This window comes from Pseudoxanthomonas sangjuensis (assembly GCF_010211755.1).
Taxonomy (GTDB): Bacteria; Pseudomonadota; Gammaproteobacteria; order Xanthomonadales; family Xanthomonadaceae; genus Pseudoxanthomonas_A; species Pseudoxanthomonas_A sangjuensis.
The window spans coordinates 1-22,564 of record NZ_PDWR01000029.1; the positions used below are offsets into that span (position 1 = coordinate 1).

20 protein-coding genes are annotated in these 22,564 nt (G+C 69.6%); 10 read left to right on the plus strand and 10 right to left on the minus strand.

The genetic code is table 11. The features are described 5' to 3' along the window. Positions 1-493: 493 nt before the first annotated feature. The gene (locus CSC71_RS13275; protein ID WP_162374857.1) at positions 494-871 is read right to left on the minus strand and encodes a hypothetical protein; all 378 of its coding nucleotides are present in this window, start codon (positions 869-871) and stop codon (positions 494-496) included. Positions 872-1,004: 133 nt separating this feature from the next. On the opposite strand from CSC71_RS13275, the gene CSC71_RS13280 reads away from it, so the two are divergent. Further along, positions 1,005-1,187 carry a hypothetical protein gene (locus tag CSC71_RS13280; RefSeq protein ID WP_162374858.1) on the plus strand — a complete coding sequence of 61 codons (183 nt, stop codon included), beginning with the start codon at positions 1,005-1,007 and terminating at the stop codon, positions 1,185-1,187. Positions 1,188-1,448: 261 nt separating this feature from the next. Here CSC71_RS13280 and CSC71_RS13285 read toward each other — a convergent pair whose 3' ends face one another. From CSC71_RS13285 to CSC71_RS13300, 4 genes are all read right to left on the minus strand, one after another. Continuing rightward, positions 1,449-4,271: a serine/threonine-protein kinase gene (locus tag CSC71_RS13285; RefSeq protein ID WP_162374859.1), complete on the minus strand. Its 2,823-nt coding sequence runs from the start codon at positions 4,269-4,271 to the stop codon at positions 1,449-1,451. 27 nt (positions 4,272-4,298) lie between these two features. Next, positions 4,299-4,865 carry an ECF-type sigma factor gene (locus CSC71_RS13290; protein ID WP_162374860.1) on the minus strand — a complete coding sequence of 189 codons (567 nt, stop codon included), beginning with the start codon at positions 4,863-4,865 and terminating at the stop codon, positions 4,299-4,301. 71 nt (positions 4,866-4,936) lie between these two features. Beyond that, entirely contained in the window at positions 4,937-5,749 is an 813-nt protein-coding gene (gene mutM / locus CSC71_RS13295) for a bifunctional DNA-formamidopyrimidine glycosylase/DNA-(apurinic or apyrimidinic site) lyase (protein WP_162374861.1), read from the minus strand. 130 nt (positions 5,750-5,879) lie between these two features. Further along, on the minus strand, positions 5,880-6,713 hold the full coding sequence (locus CSC71_RS13300; RefSeq protein WP_425501956.1) for an ABC transporter ATP-binding protein: 834 nt from the start codon (positions 6,711-6,713) through the stop codon (positions 5,880-5,882). Between the two features lie 383 nt (positions 6,714-7,096). On the opposite strand from CSC71_RS13300, the gene CSC71_RS13305 reads away from it, so the two are divergent. Together CSC71_RS13305 and CSC71_RS15715 are read left to right on the plus strand one after the other, a co-directional pair. After that, the gene (locus tag CSC71_RS13305; RefSeq protein ID WP_162374863.1) at positions 7,097-8,296 is read left to right on the plus strand and encodes a DesA family fatty acid desaturase; all 1,200 of its coding nucleotides are present in this window, start codon (positions 7,097-7,099) and stop codon (positions 8,294-8,296) included. Between the two features lie 254 nt (positions 8,297-8,550). After that, positions 8,551-8,910, plus strand: a complete 360-nt coding sequence (locus CSC71_RS15715) for an EF-hand domain-containing protein (RefSeq protein WP_425501957.1) — start codon at positions 8,551-8,553, stop codon at positions 8,908-8,910. Here CSC71_RS15715 and CSC71_RS13315 read toward each other — a convergent pair. The 3 genes from CSC71_RS13315 to CSC71_RS13325 form a co-directional block, all read right to left on the minus strand. Then, entirely contained in the window at positions 8,907-10,562 is a 1,656-nt protein-coding gene (locus CSC71_RS13315) for a serine hydrolase (protein WP_162374864.1), read from the minus strand. The two genes, CSC71_RS15715 and CSC71_RS13315, sit on opposite strands and share 4 nt — an antisense overlap. A gap of 152 nt (positions 10,563-10,714) precedes the next feature. Next, positions 10,715-12,376 carry an MFS transporter gene (locus CSC71_RS13320; protein WP_162374865.1) on the minus strand — a complete coding sequence of 554 codons (1,662 nt, stop codon included), beginning with the start codon at positions 12,374-12,376 and terminating at the stop codon, positions 10,715-10,717. 14 nt (positions 12,377-12,390) lie between these two features. After that, a complete protein-coding gene (locus CSC71_RS13325) occupies positions 12,391-13,758 on the minus strand; it encodes a DcaP family trimeric outer membrane transporter (protein WP_162374866.1) in 1,368 nt (455 codons plus the stop codon). Between the two features lie 262 nt (positions 13,759-14,020). Here CSC71_RS13325 and acs point away from each other — a divergent pair, with 262 nt between their 5' ends. From acs to CSC71_RS13355, 6 genes are all read left to right on the plus strand, one after another. After that, entirely contained in the window at positions 14,021-15,976 is a 1,956-nt protein-coding gene (acs, locus tag CSC71_RS13330; protein ID WP_162374867.1) for an acetate--CoA ligase, read from the plus strand. Positions 15,977-16,119: 143 nt separating this feature from the next. Further along, positions 16,120-16,788, plus strand: a complete 669-nt coding sequence (locus CSC71_RS13335; protein WP_162374868.1) for a response regulator transcription factor — start codon at positions 16,120-16,122, stop codon at positions 16,786-16,788. Between the two features lie 135 nt (positions 16,789-16,923). Beyond that, positions 16,924-18,027: a sensor domain-containing diguanylate cyclase gene (locus tag CSC71_RS13340; RefSeq protein ID WP_162374869.1), complete on the plus strand. Its 1,104-nt coding sequence runs from the start codon at positions 16,924-16,926 to the stop codon at positions 18,025-18,027. A 73-nt stretch (positions 18,028-18,100) separates the two neighbouring features. Next, the gene (locus CSC71_RS13345) at positions 18,101-18,898 is read left to right on the plus strand and encodes a lysophospholipid acyltransferase family protein (protein WP_162374870.1); all 798 of its coding nucleotides are present in this window, start codon (positions 18,101-18,103) and stop codon (positions 18,896-18,898) included. A gap of 95 nt (positions 18,899-18,993) precedes the next feature. Then, on the plus strand, positions 18,994-19,989 hold the full coding sequence (locus CSC71_RS13350) for a YheT family hydrolase (protein ID WP_211368041.1): 996 nt from the start codon (positions 18,994-18,996) through the stop codon (positions 19,987-19,989). Between the two features lie 43 nt (positions 19,990-20,032). Continuing rightward, positions 20,033-20,647 carry a YbhB/YbcL family Raf kinase inhibitor-like protein gene (locus CSC71_RS13355; protein WP_162374872.1) on the plus strand — a complete coding sequence of 205 codons (615 nt, stop codon included), beginning with the start codon at positions 20,033-20,035 and terminating at the stop codon, positions 20,645-20,647. Positions 20,648-20,654: 7 nt separating this feature from the next. Here CSC71_RS13355 and CSC71_RS13360 read toward each other — a convergent pair whose 3' ends face one another. Further along, positions 20,655-21,242 (minus strand): hypothetical protein, encoded by a 588-nt coding sequence (locus tag CSC71_RS13360; RefSeq protein WP_246192223.1) that lies wholly within the window; start codon positions 21,240-21,242, stop codon positions 20,655-20,657. A 43-nt stretch (positions 21,243-21,285) separates the two neighbouring features. On the opposite strand from CSC71_RS13360, the gene CSC71_RS13365 reads away from it, so the two are divergent. After that, the gene (locus CSC71_RS13365; protein ID WP_162374873.1) at positions 21,286-21,753 is read left to right on the plus strand and encodes a winged helix-turn-helix transcriptional regulator; all 468 of its coding nucleotides are present in this window, start codon (positions 21,286-21,288) and stop codon (positions 21,751-21,753) included. 12 nt (positions 21,754-21,765) lie between these two features. On the opposite strand, the gene CSC71_RS13370 is transcribed toward CSC71_RS13365, so the two are convergent. Continuing rightward, a complete protein-coding gene (locus CSC71_RS13370; RefSeq protein WP_162374874.1) occupies positions 21,766-22,563 on the minus strand; it encodes an META and DUF4377 domain-containing protein in 798 nt (265 codons plus the stop codon). Position 22,564 lies beyond the last annotated feature (1 nt).

Below are 22,564 nucleotides of genomic sequence, written 5' to 3' on the forward strand. Positions count from 1 at the left end.
GGTCGCGCTGGTAGCCTGCATGCGCAAGCTGCTGACGATCGTCAATGCACGGCGTCGGGACGAGTTGATGGCCTTGGCGGCTGTCGCCTAAAAGGCGTCTTCTCAAGACAGTTGCTGAATTAAGCCGCGCCGCGAAGCGGCGTCGGCTTGAATGAATTGTTAGGGCGCACTGCCGAGACCAGCCGCCGCCCGTGCCGCAAGCCAGATGGACTTGGCTGATTGATAGCAGGACGCACAGATTAGCGTGACTCCAACCTGCTGCAGCGATTGTCCTGTCCAATCACCGCCAGCAGCAATGCGGGCTTCCTCACAGTCATTGCACCATGCGTCTGGAGTGGCCCCACCATCTTCCGCGGACCAGTGAAACCCAATGGCTTGGCGAGTGTCCAGGCTTTTGAGAATGTGCTGGCACACGAAAGCCCGAGGTTGCGGGCCATGCGTAGAGCATTGAACCGGCTTACTGAGATCTTCCATGTGCGCCCTAACGCCTGAATTAAGCCGCGCCGCGAAGCGGCGTCGGCTTGAATGAATTGTTAGGGCGCAGGCGATGAAAGATGGCAAGCGCCACTAGCAATGTTGCTGGAAATGCTACTGCATGCCAAAGCGGCCACTCTTGAAGAGCCCAAACAAGACCGGATAGATCAAACGAGATCACTGTGGCCAGAAGAATGAAGGCAAACGGGATGGACACCAATGCAATAGTTGCGCTGCCCAAGGATGGGGCCACGAACAACGTAAAGACAATAACGGTTGCGATGTAGCGAAGCCACGGGTGCGAAGCAGGCAAAAAAAGCGCAAGTAGAAATGCCGGAATTGAGCAGACTGCCGCCCAAGCCAGGTAAAAGAAGATGGTGAAGATCGCGGCAGACATGGGTGCGCCCTAACGCCTGAATTAAGCCGAGCCGCGAAGCGGCTTCGGCTTGAATGAATTGTTAGGCATCAAGCCGGCACCAGAAGGCCAGCGTGTACCTGCCAAGATCAATTGACTCCCAATCATTGGACTCATGGATTGGCATGTCCAGCGCAATCTTGTTGAGGCCAAGGTGCTCGGCAAAACCGCCAAGAACAATGTCCGCGGACTCATGACCGAGCTGGTGGGTGGCCCGGAAGAGGGTGAACGAATCAACCCGCTTGAAGCGACTGACCGTAATCTCCTTACGGTCAAGCAAATCGTCGCCATCAAATAGTGCTAGGTCAACGCGCATGGATCTCCAACATGATGCCTAACGCCTAATAGACCCCAAATCGGGGTGATATGACGAAGTATCCGCGGCCCGGGCGGGGCGTTCAAGGGACGAATTCCTGTGCGTAATCAAGCTGTTGACCGATAGCCACGGGTCGGTCATGACGGCAATCCTGCCTTGCATATTTCAGTTTGCGAGGCGATATGCCATATCCATCACGAAATGCGCTGATAAAGCCGCAGTCCCGGGTTGTCGCCGCGGTCGTCAGCGGCACTTCGCGCGGATCGCCTCCGCCTCGCGGGTGATCACGCCGCCGTCCGGACGCTCGCGGTGCAGTTCCGCGAGCAGCGCGTCGAGGTCGTGGCGTGCCTGCGCGGTGTCGCCTTCGCGGCATTGCAGTTCCGCCAGGTAGGCGCGCGCCTGCCAGCGCAGCTTGGGCAGCTCGCTGCCGCCGCCGGGGAGCGCGGCCAGCCGCGCCAGCATCCGCTTCGCTTCGTCGTCGCGGCCGATGCGGCCGTAGTGCCGCGCCAGCGACAGCTCGGAGAGCAGCGTGCCCGGATTCTCCGGGCCGTAGCCGATGCTGGTCAGCTTGAACGCGAGGTCGAACTTCGTCGTGGCCTCGTCCAGCTTGCCCTGCGCGACGAGCACCTCGCCGATCATGCGGTCGGCCAGGCCGACGACCGCATTGCTGGCGCCGTACTGCTGCACGCGCAGTTCGCGCGATTCCAGCAGTGCGCGCAGCGCCTCGTCGTCGCGCCCGGCCGCGTGCAGCACCATGCCGTAGTTGAACAGGCCGCCGGCCAGGCTGGGCGACACCTGCAGGATGCGCCAGATCGCCACCGCGCGGGCGAGGTCGGCGGTCGCCTCCTCGAGGTGGCCGCGCTGCCAGGCGATGATGCCCTGCGTGTTCCACGACAGGCCGGTTTCGCGGTGCTGCGGGCCCAGCGCGTTTATCGTCGCCTGGTGCAGCGGGCGCATCTCGCGCTCGGCCTCGGCGTAATGCTCCATGTCGACCTTCATCGCGACGATCTGCCGGCGCAGCGCCAGCGTCGTGGGGTGCTGGTCGCCGAGCGTTTCGTCGGCCAGCGCCAGCGCGCGGTTGAAGCCGGCCAGCGCCGCGCTGGTATCGCCGTGCCGGCGCAGCAGGATGGCGCGGCTGCGCAGGATTTCCACCGCCAGCGGATGCGGCCCGCCCGGCTTGCGCTGCAGTTCCGCCAGCGCCCGGTCGAAGCCGCGCAGCGCGGCGTCGGTGCGGTCCAGGTCGTTGTCGAGGGTGGCCAGGTCGTAGATGTTTTCCGCGACGCCGTCGCTGTCGCCGGCGGCGCGGCGCAGCGCCAGCGCGCGTTCGTACAGCAGGCGCGCGTCCTGGCGCTGGCCCAGCGCGCGCTGGCAGCGGCCGAGTTGCGAATAGAAGTCGCTCTGCAGCGCCGGCCGTTCGCGCAGGCGCGTCGCCTGCACCTGCAACGGCGCCATCCGTTGCAGGCATTCGCGCGGCTGGTCGAGCAGGAGCAGCACGCGGCCGTGCTGGCTGGCCGCCTGCACGCGCAGCGCCGGCGGCGCGTCGTCCAGCGCCGCGAGCAGCGACTGCTGCCGCTGCATCAGCTCCAGCGCCTGCGGGTAATCGCCCAGGCCGATGCGCAGGCGCGCAATGACGTCGAGCAGTTCGGCATGCGCCAGCGGCTGGCCGACGAGGTCGCTGCCGCCGCGGCGGACGCTGGCCAGCAGCAGCTTGCGCGCGTCGAACAGCTTGCCCTGCTGGGCGCTGCCGGCGTTGTCGAACAGGCCGACGACGAAGTCCTGCATCGCCTGCGCGCGCTGCGCCTCGCGCCGTGCCTGTTGGGTCTGGCGCAGGCTGATCGCCAGCGCGGCCAGCAGCGCCAATCCGACCACGCCGGCGGCGGCCAGCGGCCAGCGCTGGCGCGAAACGTACTTGCGCAGGCGGTAGCCGAGGTTCTGCGCGCGCGCCTGCACCGGCCGGCCTTCGAGGTGCCGGCGCAGGTCCGCGGCCAGCGCCTCGGCCGACGGGTAGCGCTGTTCCGGCTGCTTGGCCAGCGCCTTCAGCGCGATGTTGTCGAGGTCGCTGCTGAGCCGCCGCGCCCGGCGCCGGGACACCGCCGCGCCCGGCGCGATCTGGTCGGCGCCGCCGGCGGCGTTCGCGCCGCGCCGGCCGAGCGCCGACGGCTTCAGCGGCTCGACGGTCAGGATGGCCTGTTCCCATTCGGCGTCGCTCTGCCGGCGCAGCCGGTAGGGTTTGGCGTCGGTGAGCAGCTCGTACAGGACCACGCCGAGCGAATACACGTCGGTCATCGCGGTGACCGGGCCGCCGCGCACCTGTTCCGGCGCGGCGTAGTGCAGGGTGAACATGCGCATTTCGGTATGCGCCTGGGCGCGCGCCGGGTCGGAGGCGTCCAGCAGCTTGGCGATGCCGAAGTCGAGCAGGCGTACTTCGCCGGCGGCGGTGACCAGGATGTTCGACGGCTTCAGGTCGCGGTGCACGACCAGGTTGGCGTGTGCGTAGCTGACCGCGTCGCAGACCTGCAGGAACAGCTTCAGCCGCGCCTCGACCGGCAGCGCGTGGTTGCGGCAGTAGTCGGTGATCGGCACGCCCAGCACGTATTCCAGCGCCAGGTAGGGTTGGCCGGCGCTGGCGATGCCGGCGTCGAGCAGGCGCGCGATGTGCGGGTGTTCCAGCCGCGCCAGGATCTCGCGCTCGCGGCCGAAGCGCAGGCGCAGGCTGGGGTCGGTCAGGCCGGGGCGCAGCAGCTTCAGCGCGACCCGGCGCTGGTACAGGCCGTCGGCGCGCGCGGCCAGCCAGACCGTGCCCATGCCGCCCTCGCCGAGCGGGCTTTCCAGCCGGTACGGGCCGATCATCGCGCCGGCCTGCAGCGGCTCGCTTTCGGCGGCCAGCAGCGGCTTGGCGATGAAGCCGGTGTTGTCCTCTTCCAGCGCCAGCAGCTTTTCGAGTTCCGCGGCGAGCTCGGGATTCTCCTCGCGCAGGATCTGCAGCTGCGCGTCGCGCGCGTCGGGCGCCAGCTCGAGCAGCACGTCGAGCAGCGGGGACAGGCGTTGCCAGCGCTCGGCGTCCATGGTCGGCGGGCCTGAATGGTGCTGCGGTCAGTCTTCCTGCATCGCGGCGAGCAGGAACAGCCGCGCCTTCTGCCAGTCGCGGCGGATGCTGCGTTCGGAGCGCTGCATCAGTTCGGCGATCTCCAGCTCCGAGAGGCCGGCGAAGTAGCGCAGCTCCACCAGCTTGGCCAGGCGCTCGTCGGCCGCGGCCAGCTTGTCCAGCGCGTTGTTCAGCGCCAGCGTGCCCTCGTCCAGCGGCAGGCTGCCCTCGACGTCCTCGGGGATCTCGGCGACGCGCTTGAGGTCGCCGCCGCGCTTGCGCGCCAGGCGGTTGCGCGCGTAGTCGACGACCACGCTGCGCATCGACGAGGCGGCGTAGGCGAAGAAGTGCGCGCGGTCGTCGAAGTGCACGCTGCCGCGCGCGCCGAGCAGCTTCAGGTAGGACTCGTGGACCAGCGCGGTCGCGTCGAGGGTGTAGCCGTGCTGCCCGGACAGCTGGCGCCGGGCCATGCCGTGCAGCTCGTGGTACAGCGTGGTCAGCACGCGGTCGAGCGCGGCGCGGTCGCCTTCGCGCGCCGAATCCAGCCACCGGGTGATATCCGCCGCCTCCGACACCGCACTTCCCCAAGTCCGACAGAGGGCCCGAATATAGCCGCAAATCGCCCGCGGCGGCGTGACGGCGCCGCTCAGCGCTGGCAGTGGCCGCACCAGACGCTGGCGCGTTGACCGATACTGGCCTGCCTGAGCGGGCGGCCGCAGTTGCGGCAAGGCTCGCCGCCGCGGCCGTAGACCGACAGTTCCTGCTCGAAGTAGCCGGGCAGGCCGTCGGGCGAGAGGAAGTCGCGCAGGGTGGTGCCGCCGCGCTCGATGGCGTGGCCGAGGATCGCCTTCACCGCATCGGCCAGCGCGGCGTAGCGCTCGCGCGAGACCCGCCCGGCCTCGCGCAGCGGCGAGATGCCGGCGCGGAACAGGCTTTCGGCGGCGTAGATGTTGCCGACGCCGACGACCACGCGCTGGTCCATCAGGAACGCCTTCACCGGCGCCCGGCGCCCGCGCGACAGCTCGAACAGCCAGTCGCCGTCGAATCCGTCCGACAGCGGTTCCGGCCCCAGTTCGCGCAGCAGTTCGTGGGTCTCGCCCGGCGCCTGCCACAGCAGGCAGCCGAAGCGGCGCGGGTCGTTGAAGCGCAGCACCCGGCCGCCGGCGATGGCGATGTCGACGTGGTCGTGCGCTTCCACCGGGGTCTTCTCCGGCAGCACGCGCAGGCTGCCGCTCATGCCCAGGTGCAGCAGCGCGCTGCCGGCGGGCGTGTCGACCAGCAGGTACTTGGCGCGGCGGCGCACCGCGGCGATGCGCTGGCCGGGCAGTTTGTCGACCACTTCGTACGGGATCGGCCAGCGCAGGTCCGGGCGGCGCAGCACCACGTGGCGGATGCGCCGGCCTTCGAGGTGCGGGGCGAGGCCGCGGCGGGTGGTTTCGACTTCGGGCAGTTCGGGCATGGAACGGGATGGAAAATGGGATGCGCTCGGCTTTCCATTGTAGGAGCGGCGTGAGCCGCGACCGGGAATTTCTGCGGCTGCAGAAGCCTCCGCTTGCGTCCGCGCACGGCGGTCGCGGCTCACGCCGCTCCTACCGCAGTGTGGCGCGGAAGCGGTCGCCGTCGCGCTGCACCTTCAGCTCGCCGCCGTAGGCCTTGGACAGGTTCTCCGACGTCAGCACGTCCTCCGGCGCGCCGTCGGCGAGCACGCCGCCGCCGTGCAGCAGGACCACGCGGCGGAATTCCGGCCCGATTTCCTCGAGGTGGTGGGTCACCAGCACCAGGGTGACGCCCCGCGTGGCGAGGTCGCGCAGCAGGCCGAGGAACTGCCGCTGCGCGACCAGGTCGAGTCCGGCAGTCGGTTCGTCCAGCAGCAGCGCCTGAGGTTCGTGCACCAGCGCGCGCGCGATCAGCACGCGGCGCATCTCGCCGGTGGACAGCTCGGCGACCAGGCGGTCGCCCAGCGCCGCCGCGCCGACCCGCGCCAGCGCCTGTTTCGCGCGTTCGCGCATGTACGGCTCGATCTGCCGGTGCGGCGGGATCACGAAGCTGGAGAACCAGCCGCTGACCACCGCGTCCTCGGCGCGCAGCGCGTGCATGTCCTGCAGGTCGCGGCCCAGCTCGCCGCTGACCAGGCCCAGGCGGGTGCGCAGCTCGGCCACGTTCCAGCGGCGCAGGCCGAGCACCTTGACCGGCGGCGTGTCGCCTTCGCGCGCCAGCGGGTAAAGCTCGCGGCTGATCAGCTTGATGAAGGTCGACTTGCCGCAGCCGTTGGGGCCGAGGATCGCGACGTGCCGGCCCAGCTCGATGCGCAGGCTCAGGTCGCGCAGCACGCGCATGCCGCCGCGGACCACGGTGGCGCGGTCGAGTTCGATCAGCGGCGCGGCGGCGGCGGTGGCGGTGGCGGGGCTGATGTGGGTATCCACGGCATGCTTTCTTTCCGGACGGGGCCGGCACAGCTTAGGGGCAAGCGGAGAATCCGGGGAAAGCCTCGGTGGGAAGGCTGCCGGCGTTGGCACTTTCGTGTCCGTTGCCGGGATTGGCCGCGGCTGCGGGATCATCGGCCCGCAGGGCCGGTTGCCGTGCCGGCCATGGCGACGCTTCGTTCGGGGAGATCGTCGCGGGAATCGGGCATCAAAAGCCGCGGTGCCCGGCTGAACGCGGGGCGGGCACCGCGCGCGGCGCGAAAAAACGTGACTCGCGGCGTAACCATACGCGGGCGGTGGGTGAATTCTCCGGCGGCAGCCCCCATCATGTAGCGACCGGCCGGGCGCAACGCGCGGCCATGATCCAGTTGGAGTTCCCCGCAATGCCCCAAACCCTTGTCGATTTCCTGACCGGCGGCCTGTTCGGCCTGGGCTGGTGGGGCATGCTGGCCGTGCTGCTGGTGTTCACCCAGCTGACGATCTTCTCGGTGACCCTGTACCTGCACCGCAGCCAGGCGCACCGCGGCGTCGATTTCCATCCGCTGCTGAACCACTTCTTCCGCTTCTGGACCTGGCTGACCACGTCGATGATCACCCGCGAGTGGGTGGCCATCCACCGCAAGCACCACGCCAAGGTCGAGACCGACGAGGACCCGCACAGCCCGCAGACCAAGGGCATCGGCAAGGTGTTCTGGCAGGGCGTCGAGCTGTACCGCGAGGCGCGCTGGCAGCGCGCCGACATCGAGCAGTACGGCAAGGGCGCGCCGGACGACTGGATCGAGCGCCACCTGTACACGCCGTTCGCGACGATGGGGCCGGTGCTGATGCTGTTCGTCGACTTCGGCCTGTTCGGCCTGCCCGGCGTGGCGCTGTGGGCGATCCAGATGGCGTGGATCCCGTTCTGGGCCGCCGGCGTGGTCAACGGCCTCGGCCACTGGTGGGGTTACCGCAACTTCGAGAGCGCCGACACTTCGACCAACCTGACCCCGTGGGGCGTGTGGATCGGCGGCGAGGAGCTGCACAACAACCACCACGCCTTCCCCAGCTCGGCGCGCTTCTCGATGCGGCGCTGGGAATTCGACATCGGCTGGGCGGCGATCAAGGGCCTGGAGAAGGTCGGCCTGGCCAAGGTGCTGCGCGTCGCGCCGACCGTGGACGTCCGCCCGAACATCGCCGTGCCCGACGCCGACACGCTGAAGGCGCTGCTGTCGCACCGTTTCCTGGCGATGACCGAATACCAGCGCAAGGTGTTCATCCCCACGCTGCGCGAGGAAGCCGCGCACGCCGGGCAGAAGCTGCGCGCGCTGCTGCCGCGCAAGCTGCGCAAGGGGCTGGTCGACGACGGCCGCTGGCTGAAGCCGGAAGCGCGGCAGCAGCTCAGCGACTGGGTTTCGCGGCGTCCGCGCATCCACGCCCTGGTCGAGCACCGCGCGCGCCTGTCCGCGCTGCTCGAGGCGCGCGGCCACGACGCCGCCGAGCGCCTGCGCCACCTGCAGGCCTGGTGCCGCGAGGCCGAGGCCAGCGGCATCCGCGCGCTGCAGGAATACTCGATGCGGATGAAGGGCTACGCGCTGGTGCACTGAGCGCACGATTCCCGGCAGTTCCGCGACGGCCCCCGGACAGGATCCGGGGGCCGTCGCGTTCATGGGGTCGGCTTCATCCCCGCATGGGCCACGCACAAGCGGCGTTCACGGACGCCAACCGCCCCGGCCCTACAATCCGCCGCATGCCCGCGGCCGTCCCGTCCATCCGTCCGATCGCCCTGCTGCTCGCGCTCGTCGCAGCGGCGGCGCATGCGCAACAACAGCTGCCGATGGAACCGCGGCAGCCCGCATCGCTGCATTGGAACGCCTATTCGCAACAACCGCCGTCCGCGCAACCGGCGGCGTCGCCATCGCAAGCGCAGGCGCCGCCGCGCGGGGAGGTCGAGGCCGCTTCCGACTACATGTCGCGGATGGATGCCGACGGCGACGGCCGCATCGCCCTGTCCGAGTACGTCGACTGGATGAGCTACGCCTTCGACGCGCGCGACGCGGACCGCGACGGCGTGCTCGCCGCCGGCGAACTGCCGGGCGGTAAGGGCCAGCCGATCGCGCGCGAGCAGCACCGCCAACGCCTGGCCGAGCGCTTCGCCCGGCAGGATGCGAACCACGACGGCTGGCTCGACGCGCAGGAGCTCGCCGCGCCGCCGCGCTAACGGGAAGCGGCGGGCTTCGCCACGTCCACCCGTTCGAACGCCAGCGCGCGCAACTGGTTCGGGGACAACCACAGGCGGACGACCCGGCCGGCCTTGTCGCGCTGGAACTCGATCGGAATGTCGACACCCAGGGCGAGGAACACGTCCCTGGCCAATGGCCGCAGCGGCACGCTGATGTCGGACAGTCCCTGCACCGCCACCATCAATTGCGATCCGGCGACGCGCACTTCGTAACGGGCCAGCAACTCGTCGCTTTCGTAAACACCCGCGTATTCCGGCAGCGCGGAGGCGTCGGGCGTCGATGCCGGCAGGCGCGTCCAGGTCGTGGCCTGTCCGTAGCGCCGGCGGACGATTTCGTCCGGGCGCTGCGCGCTGAATTCGTAGGTGCTGGGGCCCTGGGCATAGCGGCCGTCTTCCAGCCGCGCGTCGTCCGGGAAATCCAGCAGCAGCAACCGGCCGTCGCGTGCGTTGCGGTAAAGCCCGCTGTGGCCGGAGAGGTCGGTCGGCGCCGCGGTGGCGACCGGCGTGGCGGTCGCCGCGGCCTGCTGCGTGGCCGGCAGGAACAGATCGGCCACCTCGCGTCCGGTCACGCCGTCGGCATCGCCGTTGCATAGCAGGGCGATCGAAAGATCCGCCTCGGGATAACGCCCCAGCCACGCGGTGTAGGTTCCGGTATAGCCGCTGTGCTGCACCTCGCGCAGGCCGCGGTAGCTGCCGACGAAGACGCCGCGCGCGTAGTCGAGCTCGAAACCGTTGCGCAGGTGCGTGCGCTGTTCCAGTTGCGCGGTGAGTTCCGGTCCGAAGGCGTCACGCTGCAGTGCCGCGTTCCAGCGCAGCAGGTCGCCGACCGTGCTCAGCAGCCCGCCGTTGCCGACCACGTGCCGTGCCGTCGGCATCTGCGCGAAGCGTGCCGGCCGTCCGTCGTGGGCCGGTTCCGCCTGCGTGTAGCCGAGCGCGCGATGCGGCACCAGCCGCTGCACGTCGGTTTCCCACTGCGTGTGCGTCATGCCAGCGGGCTTGAACAGGCGTTCGCTGGTGAAATCGGCGAAGGCACGGCCGCCGACGCGTTCGACAATGATCGCCAGCAGCGCGTAGCCGGTATTCGTGTACAGGTGCGATTCGCCCGGCGCATGGTTCAGGCCGCGCTGGCGCGCTGCGTAGGCCAGCACGTCGGCGTTGTTCTGCGGCAGGGCATCGCGCCCGGTCAGCCCGTCGGTGGCGCGGAAGTCGCGCAGGCCGCTGGTGTGACCGAGCAGTTGATCGATGCTGATCGGACGCTCGTAGGCGGGCAGTTCCGGCAGGTACTTGCGGACGTCGTCGTCCAACGCCAGCTTGCCTTCGTTGGCCAGCAGCAGCACCGCGGCGGCGGTGAACTGCTTGCTGACCGAGCCGACGTTGAACACGCCGTCGGCCGTGTTGGCGACGTCGCGCTCCAGGTCGGCCTGGCCGTAGGCGCGCTGCGCTTCCACTTCGCCCCGGCGTACGCCGACGGCGCAGCCGGGCGTCGAGCGCGAGACGTTCCTGGCGAAAAGCGCGTCCAGCGCGTCCAGCGTGGCGGGTGGAACTTGCGTCTTCGCCCTGTCGGCGGCGATGGCTGGCCGCGTCAGGCAGAGGCAGGCCAGCGCGGCCAGGGCGAAGGGTTTGCCGTGCATGCAGGAACTCCGTCGATGGGCATCCGGCCAGCATGCCACGGAATGCGAGGGTGTTTCCGGCGTGGCGAAAGCGGATCGGGCGCGGCCGGGCAGGCAAAGAAAAACGCCGGCCTTGCGGCCGGCGTTTGCGTCGTCCCTTGGGGGCGTCGCGCTTACTGGGTGATGTCGACGTCCTTGGTTTCGCGCAGGAACAGCGAGCCGACCACGAAGGTCATCATGGCGATGATGATCGGATACCACAGGCCGTAGTAGATGTTGCCGGTGGCCGCGACCAGGGCGAAGGCGATGGTCGGCAGGAAGCCGCCGAACCAGCCGTTGCCGATGTGGTACGGCAGCGACAGCGAGGTGTAGCGGATGCGGGTCGGGAACAGCTCGACCAGCCAGGCCGCGATCGGGCCGTAGACCATCGTCACGTAGATCACCAGGATGGTCAGGATCAGCAGCACCATCGGCTTGTTGATGCGCGCCGGGTCGGCCTTCTCTGGATAGTTGCCGGCGGTCAGCGCGGCCTTCAGTTCCGTGCCGAACGCGGCGGCCTTGGCCTTGCCGTCTTCCGGGCTCAGGCCCGCGCCTTCATACGACGAGACTTCGGTGCCGCCGATGGTGACCTTCGCGACGGAGCCGGGCCCGGTCGCCTGCACCGTGTACGGCACGCCGGCCTTGGCCAGCGCCGCGGTGGCGATGTCGCAGGAGTTGCTGAAGACCTTCTTGCCGACCGGGTCGAACTGGAACGAGCAGGTCGACGGATCGGCATGGACCACGGCCGGCGCGTTCTGGCTGGCTTCCTGGATCGCCGGATTGGCGTAGTGGGTCAGGCCCTTGAACAGCGGGAAGTAGGTCAGCGCGGCCAGCAGGCAGCCGAGCATGATGATCTTCTTGCGCCCGATCTTGTCCGACAGCCAGCCGAAGAAGATGAAGAACGGCGTGCCCAGCGCCAGCGCCGCGGCGATCAGCAGCCACGTGGTGGTGGGGTCGACCTTCAGCGACTGGGTCAGGAAGTACATCGCGTAGAACTGGCCGGCGTACCACACCACCGCCTGGCCGGCGGTGCCGCCGAGCAGCGCCAGGATCACGATCTTGCCGTTCTTGGTGAAGAAGCTTTCGGTGATCGGCGCCTTCGAGCCCTTGCCTTCGGCCTTCATCTGCTGGAACAGCGGCGACTCGTTCAGCTGCATGCGGATCCACACCGACACGCCGAGCAGGATGATCGACAGCAGGAACGGGATGCGCCACGCCCAGGCCTCGAACGCCTCGGTGCCGAACCAGGTGCGCACGCCCAGGATCACCAGCAGCGACAGGAACAGGCCGACGGTCGCGGTGGTCTGGATGAAGCTGGTGTACAGGCCGCGCTTGCCGTGCGGGGCGTGCTCGGCGACGTAGGTCGCCGCGCCGCCGTACTCGCCGCCCAGCGCCAGGCCCTGCAGCAGGCGCAGCGCGATCAGGATGGCGGGCGCGGCGAAGCCGATGCTGGCGTAGTTCGGCAGCACGCCGACCAGGAAGGTCGACAGGCCCATGATGACGATGGTGACCAGGAACGTGTACTTGCGCCCGATCATGTCGCCGAGGCGGCCGAACACGATGGCGCCGAACGGGCGCACGGCGAAGCCGGCGGCGAACGCCAGCAGCGCGAAGATGAAGGCGCTGGTGGCGTTGAGGCCGCTGAAGAACTGCTTGGCGATGATCGCGGCGAGCGAGCCGTACAGGTAGAAGTCGTACCACTCGAACACGGTGCCCAGGCTGGACGCGAAGATGACCTTCTTGTGCCCCTGGGTAAGGGTGCCCGTGCTGGACGGGCCTGCGGTGATGGTTGACATGTCTGTGCTCCCCCTCAGAAGCTGTACTTGACGGTGGTGTGGAAGCGCTTGAGGTCGCCTTCGCGGTCGTCCTCGAGCTCGCGCTTGCCGTAGCCGATCTCCGCGCCGACGTCGAGCTTCGGGAATGGCGAATAGATCAGGTTGGCGTGGAACGACGAGGCGCGCTCGGTCGCGGCATCGCTGCTGCCGGGCAGCCAGCCGGGCAGGCCCTTGTCGTTGTCGAAGGCGGCGACCGAGTACATCAGGTTGGTGCGCAGCTTCGGGCTGAACACGTGGCGCCAGGCGACGAAGCCGCCGGCGGCGTCGACCGCGTTGAGCTCGCCGTTGCCGTCGAGCACGGTGTCCGGGCCGAGGCCGAAGGCCATGTAGCGGCCGAGGCCGCTGCCGTAGTTGGCCATGTAGCGGATGTCGTCGCTGGCGCCGAGGTTGAACTTGCCCGACAGGCTGACCGCGCCGCCGCTCTCGGTCTCGTCGCCGAGCTTGAACTGGCGCAGCAGGCCGGCGACGGAGAAATGGCCCCAGTCGCCCTTGGTCACCCAGCGTGCGGTCAGGTCGGGCATCGCGTTGGCGCCGGTGCCGTTGGTGCGCGCGGCGGTGCCGATCGCGCTGACCGTGGTCTGCGGGTTTTCCGCCGACACCGAGAAGCCGCCCTTGGTGTAGCGGACCTGCGCCTGGCGCACGAAGGTGGTGCCTTCGGTGACGCCGACGAAGTCGACCGCGTCGGGCAGCGCGGCCACGTCCTGGAAGTTCGACCAGGTCTGGCCGGCCAGCCAGTTGTTCCAGCTGACGTAGGCCTGGCGCAGGGTCACCGCGTAGGTGTTGGTCGCGACTTCGTTGCCGGCCAGCGCGTTGCTGCCGCCGCCGAAGAAGTCCATTTCCACGTAGCCCTTGAGCTTGTCGCCGTTCGCGGTGACGTGGTCGGCGCTGAGCCAGAAACGCGAGAACTGCGCGTGGAAGTCGGTGTACGGATCGCTGTTCGGCTCGGCGCCGTTGGCGGCCACCGGGATCGTGCTGGGCACGTAGAACAGGCGGCCGGAACTGCCGTCGGCGATGGCGCCGTCGCTGGTGTCGGTGACCATCGCGTCGAACTTGACGAAGCCGCCGTACGAGAACTTGCTGCCGGGGTTGCCGGCGGTCAGGATCGGCGTGCTCTGGATCGACTTGGCCGGGTCGGCGGGCGCCGGCGCCGGCTGCGCGGCCGCCGCGGGCGCGGCCTGCTGCGCGTTCAGCAGTGCCTGTACCTGCGCTTCGAGCTGGGCCACGCGCGCCTCCAGCTCCTTTTCCTTGGCGGTTTGCGCCAGCGCCATCCCGGGCACCAGCAGTGCGGCGAACAGCGCGACCGACAAAGGCCGGCGCGCCATCGATGCGATGGACTCAGTCATTACCCCTCTCCCGATAATGTGCGGATGCTTGCGGACGAAAGCAGCCGCGCAGGGCGCGGCTCGGTCGCAGCCTGCGCGTGCCGGATACGCGCGCCTATTCGCCATTGGTCGAAGGTGCGCCGGGCTTGCGACGAAGGTCTAATCCGCATGTTGCGATGCCGCAAGACGGAATGCGTCAAACTTCGCAACCTCTGCATGCGATCGGCCGCGTTTCGCGATCCGATCTCCTTCTTCACCAGCTCAGGCTCCGCGGGAGGGCGCCATGACCGACAACAAACCCGATCTGTATCCGGTCAAGCCGGAATTCGCCGCCAACGCGCGCATCGACCACGCCGCCTACCTGCGCGACTACCGCGCCTCGGTGGAAGACCCGGACGCGTTCTGGGGCAAGGTCGCCGAGCGCCTCGACTGGTACGTCAAGCCGACCAGGATCAGGAACGTCAGCTACAAGCTCGACGACTTCCGCATCAAGTGGTTCGAGGACGGCGAGCTCAACGCCAGCGTCAACTGCCTGGACCGCCAGCTCGACAAGCGCGGCGACAAGATCGCGCTGCTGTTCGAGCCCGACAGCCCGGATTCGCCCGGCTACGGCGTCACCTACCGCGAGCTGCACGAGCGCGTGTGCAAGCTCGGCAACGCGCTGCGCAGCCTCGGCGTGAAGAAGGGCGACCGCGTCACCATCTACCTGCCGATGATCCCCGACGCGGCGGTGGCGATGCTGGCCTGCGCGCGCATCGGCGCGGTGCATTCCGTGGTGTTCGGCGGCTTCGCCCCGAACTCGATCGCCGACCGCATCGCCGACTGCGGCAGCAAGCTGGTGATCACCGCCGACGAAGGCCTGCGCGGCGGCAAGAAGGTGCCGCTGAAGGCCAACGTCGACGCGGCGCTGAAGCTGCCCGGCACCAACAGCGTCGAGACCGTGCTGGTGGTGCGCCACACCGGCGGCGCGGTCGCCATGCAGGCGCCGCGCGACCGCTGGTTCCACGACGTGGTCGACCCGCAGCCGGCGGTTTGCGAACCCGAGCGGATGAACGCCGAGGACCCGCTGTTCATCCTCTACACCTCCGGTTCCACCGGCAAGCCGAAGGGCGTGCTGCACACCACCGGCGGCTACCTGCTGTACGCCGCGTACACGCACGAAGCGGTGTTCGACCTGCACGAGGACGACATCTACTGGTGCACCGCCGACGTCGGCTGGGTCACCGGCCACAGCTACATCGTCTACGGCCCGCTGGCCAACGGCGCCACCTCGCTGGTGTTCGAGGGCGTGCCGAACTACCCGAACGTGTCGCGCTTCTGGGAAGTGATCGACAAGCACAAGGTGACGATCTTCTACACCGCGCCGACCGCGATCCGCGCGCTGATGCGCGAGGGCGATGCGCCGGTGAAGCGGACTTCGCGCGCCAGCCTGCGCCTGCTCGGCAGCGTCGGCGAGCCGATCAACCCCGAGGCCTGGCGCTGGTACTACGAGGTGGTCGGCGACTCGCGTTGCCCGATCGTCGACACCTGGTGGCAGACCGAGACCGGCGGCATCCTGATCACGCCGCTGCCCGGCGCCATCGCGCAGAAGCCGGGCTCGGCCACGCTGCCGTTCTACGGCGTGCGGCCGGCGCTGGTCGACGCCAACGGCGCGCTGCTCGACGGCGCGGCCGAAGGCAACCTGGTGCTGCTGGATTCGTGGCCGGGACAGATGCGCACCGTATACGGCGACCACCAGCGCTTCATCGACACCTACTTCCGCACCTACCCGGGCATGTACTTCACCGGCGACGGCTGCCGCCGCGACGAGGACGGCTACTACTGGATCACCGGCCGCGTCGACGACGTGATCAACGTGTCCGGCCACCGCATCGGCACCGCCGAGGTCGAAAGCGCGCTGGTCAGCCACGCCAAGGTCGCCGAGGCCGCGGTGGTCGGCTTCCCGCACGACATCAAGGGCCAGGGCATCTACGCCTACGTGACCCTGGTCGCCGGCGAGGCGCCGAGCGACGAGCTGCTGAAGGAGCTCGTCGCGCACGTGCGCAAGGAGATCGGTCCGATCGCCACGCCCGACCACCTGCAATGGGCGCCGGGCCTGCCGAAGACCCGTTCCGGCAAGATCATGCGCCGCATCCTGCGCAAGATCGCCGAGAACGCGCCGGACCAGCTCGGCGACACCTCGACCCTGGCCGACCCGTCGGTGGTCGAATCGCTGGTCGCCGAACGCAAGGTGAAGTAAGGCAGGAACGAGTGGAGGGGAGTGGGAAGTGAACGCAAGCGGCCGCACTCCCCGCTTCCCGTTCCATGCGCTCCATCCCGTCGGGGTGCCATGAACTACCGCTTCCACTCGCTTCCCACTCCCCTTCGCCCTTCCCCCGCGCCATGACCACACTGCTCATCGCCGACGACCACCCGCTGTTCCGCGAAGCCCTGCGCGGCGCGGTGCAGCGGGTGCTGCCGGGCGCCAGCCTGTACGAGGCCGACAGCGTCGACGCGCTGTACGCGCTGGCCGAGGCGCACCCGGACGCCGACCTGCTGCTGATGGACCTGAACATGCCCGGCGCGCACGGCTTCAACGCGCTGGTGCACCTGCGCGCGGTGCATCCGCAACTGCCCGTGGTCGTCGTTTCCGCGCGCGAGGAGCCGGCGGTGATGCGCCGCGCGCTCGACCACGGCGCGCTCGGCTTCATCCCCAAGTCGGCCGATTCGGAGACCATCGGCCAGGCGATCGGCCAGGTGCTCGACGGCGAGCGCTGGGTCCCGGCCGAGGCGCTGGCCGCGCCCGGCATCGGCGCCGACGAGCGCGAGGTGGCCCAGCGCCTGCGCGAACTGACCCCGCAGCAGTTCCGCGTGCTGCAGATGCTCGGCGCCGGCCGCCTGAACAAGCAGATCGGCTACGACCTGGGCGTGTCCGAGGCGACGATCAAGGCGCACGTCACCGCGATCCTGCGCAAGCTCGGCGTCGGCAACCGTACCCAGGCGGTACTGATGGCCGGGCGCCTGTCGGTGGACCCGGACGGGCTGGTGCCGCCGCCGGAAGAGCCGGACTGATCCGCCGCGCCGCCCGTCGCGGCCGGTGCGGGCCCGCGCTGGCGCCGCGGGCGGGCAAGTAACCCCGGCGCCGGGCGGCATCGGCTAGCATGTGGGTGCGGGCGCGAGGGGTGTCCGCGCAGATCCGGACAAGAAGTGGAAGAAGACCACAACGCCGCCGGCCAGCAACGCTCTGGCAAGCGTGGACTCAACGTGCGACTGCGCATGCGCCTGCTCGGTTCGGTGCTGGCGGCGCTGTGCGTGGGCGCCGCGCTGCACGCCGATCACGCCGCGCCGGCCTGGGGCATCGCGTTGCTGGCGCAGATGCTGTTCTGGCCGCCATTGGCGTGGCTGCTGGCGCGGCGCAGCCGCGACCCGGTGCGCGTCGAATTGCGCAACCTGCTGATCGATGCCGCCACCGCCGGGGTGTGGATCGCCGCGATCGGCTTCGACGCGCTGCCCAGCGCGATGCTGGTGGCGCTGATGGCGATGGACCGGACGCTGGCCGGCGGGCCGGCCTTCGGCCTGAAGGCGCTGGCGTCGATGGCGCTGGCCTGCGCCGCCGCCAGCGCCGCGCTCGGCTTCCGCTTCGATCCGGTCACCTCCTGGGACGTGGTGCTGGCCTGCCTGCCGATGCTGCTGGTGTATCCGCTGGCGACCGGGCTGCTCAGCCGCGGCATGGCCGAGAAGCTGTTCGAGCAGAAGCGCCAGCTGGAAAGGAATTCGCGTTTCGACATCGCCACCGGGTTGATGAACCGCCAGCAGCTGCTGTTCGCCGCCACCGGGGCGATGGAGCGCTTCCACCGCACCGGGCGGCCGTCGGTGCTGGTCATGATCGACATCGACCGTTTCAAGCAGATCAACGACCGGTTCGGGCACACCATCGGCGATGCCGTGGTCGAGCAGTTCGCGCACCTGATGCGCGCCTGCCTGCGCGACGTCGACACCGGCGGGCGCTATGGCGGCGACGAGTTCGGCATCGTCATGCCGGACCTGCAGTGGCCCGAGGCGATCGAGGCCGCCGAGCGCCTGCGCCGGCAGGTGGCGGCGTGCCAGCTGTTCCCCGAGCAGCTGCAATGCACGATCAGCATGGGGCTGGCCGAGACCCATCCGCTGATCCGGTCGGTCACCGACTGGGTGCAGCTGGCCGACTCCGCGCTGTACGCCGCCAAGCGGCGCGGCCGCGACTGCATCTCGATCGCGCGCCCGCCGGCGTTCGTCGCCCGGGCCAGCGCCGAGCCGGTCGCGCCGGCGCCGTGACCGGCGTCGCGGCAATCGCGGCGCCCGTCCGCCCCGCTAGCCGGATTCAGCGGCGTTCCGGTATCGTGGCCGCATGAGTAGTCCGTCCGTTCCCGCCGCTTCCGGCGGCGTCGCGGCGCGCGCCTGGCGTTACCTGTACCGCGTGCCGTTGCTGCTGCTGCACATCCTCGTGTTCCTGCCGCCGGTCCTGCTGTGCATGGTGCCGCTGTGGTCGGGCCTGCCGTGGGGCGACGAACGCCTGGAGCACCGCGCCGTCCGCGCCTGGTCGGCAGGATTGATGCGCATCTTCGGGTTCCGCCTGCGCCGCATCGGCGAACCGCTGCCGGGTGCGGCGATGTTCGTCGCCAACCATGTCAGCTGGATCGACATCGAGATGCTGCACGGCCAGCGCATGATGGGTTTCGTCGCCAAGCGCGAGATCCGCGGCTGGCCGGTGGTCGGCTGGCTGGCCGCGCGCGGCGAAACCATCTTCCACCAGCGCGGCAGCGCCGAATCGCTGGACGGGGTGATGCAGGCCATGGCCGACCGCCTGCGCGAAGGCCGCGCGGTCGGCGTGTTTCCGGAAGGCCGTACCCGCGACGGCCACGCGGTCGGCCCGTTCCATGCGCGCATCTTCACCGCGGCGGTCGAGGCCGGCGTGCCGGTGCAGCCGGTGGCGTTGCGCTACGGCGCGCGCGGCGAGGCGCAGCACGTGGTCGCGTTCCAGCACGGCGAAAGCTTCTTCGCCAACTTCGTGCGCCTGATCGGCGAACCCTCGCGCAGCGCCGACATCTGCTTTCTGGCGCCGATCGCGCCGGGCGAACTCGAGGGTCGCCGGCAGATCGCCGAACTGTCGCGCGCGCGGATCGTCGCGGCGATGGCCGAGGCTTGAGTTCGAGGTTGCCAGTTGGTAGTTAGTGGTCCGGCGAAGGGCGAGCGGCTTCGCGGCGACCGCGAACCGCCAGCGCCCACCCGGTTCCCCCCATGATCACCGCCGTCGACTACCGTCCGCCGAAGTGGTTGCGCAACCCGCACCTGCAGTCGGTGCTCAGTTCCAGCGACCTGCGCCGCCGCCGCGGGCAGCGCCGCCTGCAGGCGCTGGGCGCGGTCAGCGACGAACACATCTTCGACGGCGGCGACGGCGTGCGCCTGCAGGGCTGGCATACGCGCGTCCCCGGCGCGGACGCGCGCGGCCTGGCGCTGTTGCTGCACGGCTGGGAGGGCAGCGCCGAATCCAGCTACATGCGCATGGCCGCGGCCTCGCTGCTCGAGGCCGGCTACGAAGTGGTGCGGCTGAATTTCCGCGACCACGGCGACACCCACCACCTCAACGAGGAACTGTTCCACTCCAACCGCATCGGCGAAGTGGTCAATGCCGCCGCCGACATCGCCGCCCGGTTCCTGGAACGGGGCGATCCGCGGCGCCCGTTCGTCGCCGCCGGCTACTCGCTGGGTGGCAACTTCGCGCTGCGCCTGGCGTTGCGCGCGCCGCAGGCCGGCATCCCGCTGCTGCGCGTCGCCGCGGTGTGCCCGGTGCTGGACCCGCTGGAAACGCTGGTCGGCATGGAGAACGGCCTGCCGCTGTACCACTGGTACTTCCAGCGCAAGTGGCGGCGCTCGCTGCGGCGCAAGCGCGAACTGTTCCCGCAGCGCCACGACTTCGGCGACAAGGACCTGGACCGCAACATGCGCGAGCTGACCCGCTGGATGGTCGAGCGCTACACCGAATTCGGCACGCTGGAGAACTATTTCGACGGTTATTCGATCGCCGGCGACCGCCTCGCCGGCCTGCGGGTGCCGGCGCACATCCTGATGGCGCAGGACGACCCGGTGATCCCGTTCGCGCATTTCCGCGAATGGCAGCTGCCCGCGACCGCGACGCTGGAAGTCGCCGGCTGGGGCGGGCACTGCGGCTTCCTGGAGAATGCCGCCGGCGACGGCTATTCGGAGCGCTGGATCGCGCAACGGCTGGCGCCGCCGTAGGAGCGGGTAGAATCGTCGCCGGGTCATCATCGGGGAACCGGTCATGCGTCTGTGGAGCGACAGTTTCGGCAACGGCCAGCCGATCCCGGCCGAATTCGCGATGGGCCTGCCCGATGGTTTCGCGCCGAACCGCAACCCGCACCTGGCGTGGGACGGGGTGCCGGCAGGGACGCGGTCGTTCGCGCTGGTCTGCATCGACCCGGACGCGCCGACGGTGGCGGAAACGGTCGGTCGCGACGACCTCGAGATCCCGGTCGAACAGCCGCGCGGCAACTTCATCCACTGGGTCGTCGCCGACATTGCCGCGGACGTGCGCGAAATCGCCGCTGGTGCCTGCAGCGACGGCATCACCGCGCGCGGCAAGCGCAACCCGCCGGGTCCGGCCGGTTCGCGCCAGGGCCTGAACGACTACACCGGCTGGTTCGCCGGCGACGCCGACATGGGCGGCGACTACTACGGCTACGACGGTCCGTACCCGCCGTTCAACGACCTGCGCGTGCACCGCTATTTCTTCCGCCTGTACGCGCTGGACGCGGCGAAGCTCGACCTGCCGCAACGCTTCACCGCCGCCGACGTGCTGCGCGCGATGCACGGCCACGTGCTGGGCGAGGCGAGCGTGCACGGCACCTATTCGCTGCACGCGAACGGGCGCGGCTGAGCGGCGCCTATTCGATGCGGGTGTCCGTCGCCACCCAGTTCAGTTCCCAGCTCCTGCCGCCGTCGTCGGAATAGGACTGCTCGAAGCGGACGGTGTCGTCGTCGACGCGGATGACGACGAAACGCACCAGGATCGCGCGGCCGCGGTATTCCTCCTGGTCGTGGAACTCGCCGCGCCCGTCGCGGAATTCGCCGATGGCGGGCCGGGCCAGCACGCCGCTGCTGGCGTTGGCGAAGTTCAGGCTCCACTGGCGCGATTGCGGGTTGTACAGGCGCAGGCTCATGCCCTCGAAGTGGCCGTCCGCGCCGTCCGCCACCAGCTCGACCAGGTTGGCGCGCCCGCCGAGCACTTCGCGCACGACGGTGGTGCCTTCGTACTCCAGCCACGCGGTCGAGCCGGACAGCGGTTCCGCCAGCCGCCGCAACTGCGTCTTCCAGCGGCCGATGTGGAAATCGAAGTCGTGCTGCCCGTCGCGATGGGCGGCCGGCGGCGGCGCGACCGGCGCATCGCCGGCGTGCGCGGCGGCCATTGCCGCGAGCGCGAGCGTGGCGAACATGAACGGACGGGCGATGTGTTGGCGGCGGGTGGCGTGCATGCGATCCTCGTCGGCAGTTTTCGCCGCAGGCTAGGGATGCCCCATGCATGCACGCAAGATCGCACCTGCAGGTAACCGCCGCGGGGCGCGGCCCAATCCGCGCCGCGACTGCCCGCTGACCGCCGCCTTCGCCGCCTTCGGCGGCAAGTGGAAGCTGACGATCATTTACTGGCTGGCGGAACAGCCGCTGCACTTTTCGCAGGTGCAACGCCACGCCGCGCCGATCTCGCACAAGGTGCTGGCCGAGCAGTTGCGCGAACTGGAAGCCGACGGCATCGTCGTGCGACTGCCGCAAGGCGAGGTGCCCGCGCCGGTGCTGTATCGCCTGACCGACTACGGACGCACCCTGCTGCCGCTGGTCGAGTGCGTGCGGGTCTGGGGCCTCGGGCATTTGCGGCGCACGCGTGCCGGCGAAGCGCCGGCGACGATCGATTGCGGCGCGGCCATCGAGCCGGCGGCGGCCCGGCCGCCGGCCGGCGCGGACCGCGCCGATCGAGAACCGGCGCGTTGAAGTCCTGCGCGGCTACGGCTTCACGATTTCCGATTCGACCACCCTGTCCAGCACGTAGACGACGCTGGAAGCGTCGGCCGGCGCGGGATCGCGCTTGAAGCGCTTGACCCGCAGCACGTTGCGCACGCCCGGTTCGTGCACGTAGCCCTCGATGTCGTCGTGGAAATTCCGGAATTCGCCCGGCGTGCCGGTCTTCAGTCCCTTGTCGTCGAACGACACCTCGCGCACCTGCAGGCATCGCTTGTCCGGGATCAGCGGATGGCTGCACGGTTGGGTCTGCGCGGCGACTTCCAGGAAAGCGCGCTCGCCCGGGCCGCCGTAGCGCGTTTCCGGCGTCGGCACGCCGTCGAAGACGAGGGTGTCGCCGCCAGTAGTGGTCAGGGTGAGCTTTTCCGGCGCGCGCTGCAGGCGGGCGGACAGCCGGCCTTCGAGGCGCTGGCCGATGGCCTGGTCCAGCGCCGCCAGCGCCGGATCGGCGCAGGCCATCATCGTCGAAGCCAACCGGTCGACGACGAGCGCGCCGCCTTCGATCCGGAACCCGCCGCCCAGGTGGTTGCAACTGTTGCCGACGCCGATCCGGCCCTGCCGGAAATCCAGGGTCGGCGGCTTGTCGGCGCGCACGAACAGCGCATCGATGCGTGCGCCCTGCGCGTCGCGCGCGTCGGCCAGCTGCCAGTGGTAGGCGGCCAGCGCCGAGGCATCGATGGCCGCGCTTGCGGCGGCGGCAGGCGGCGGCGCAGCGGTCTCCGGCAGTGGCCGGGCGCAGGCCGCCAGCAGCAGGGGCAATGCCGGAACCAGCAGGCGCTTCATG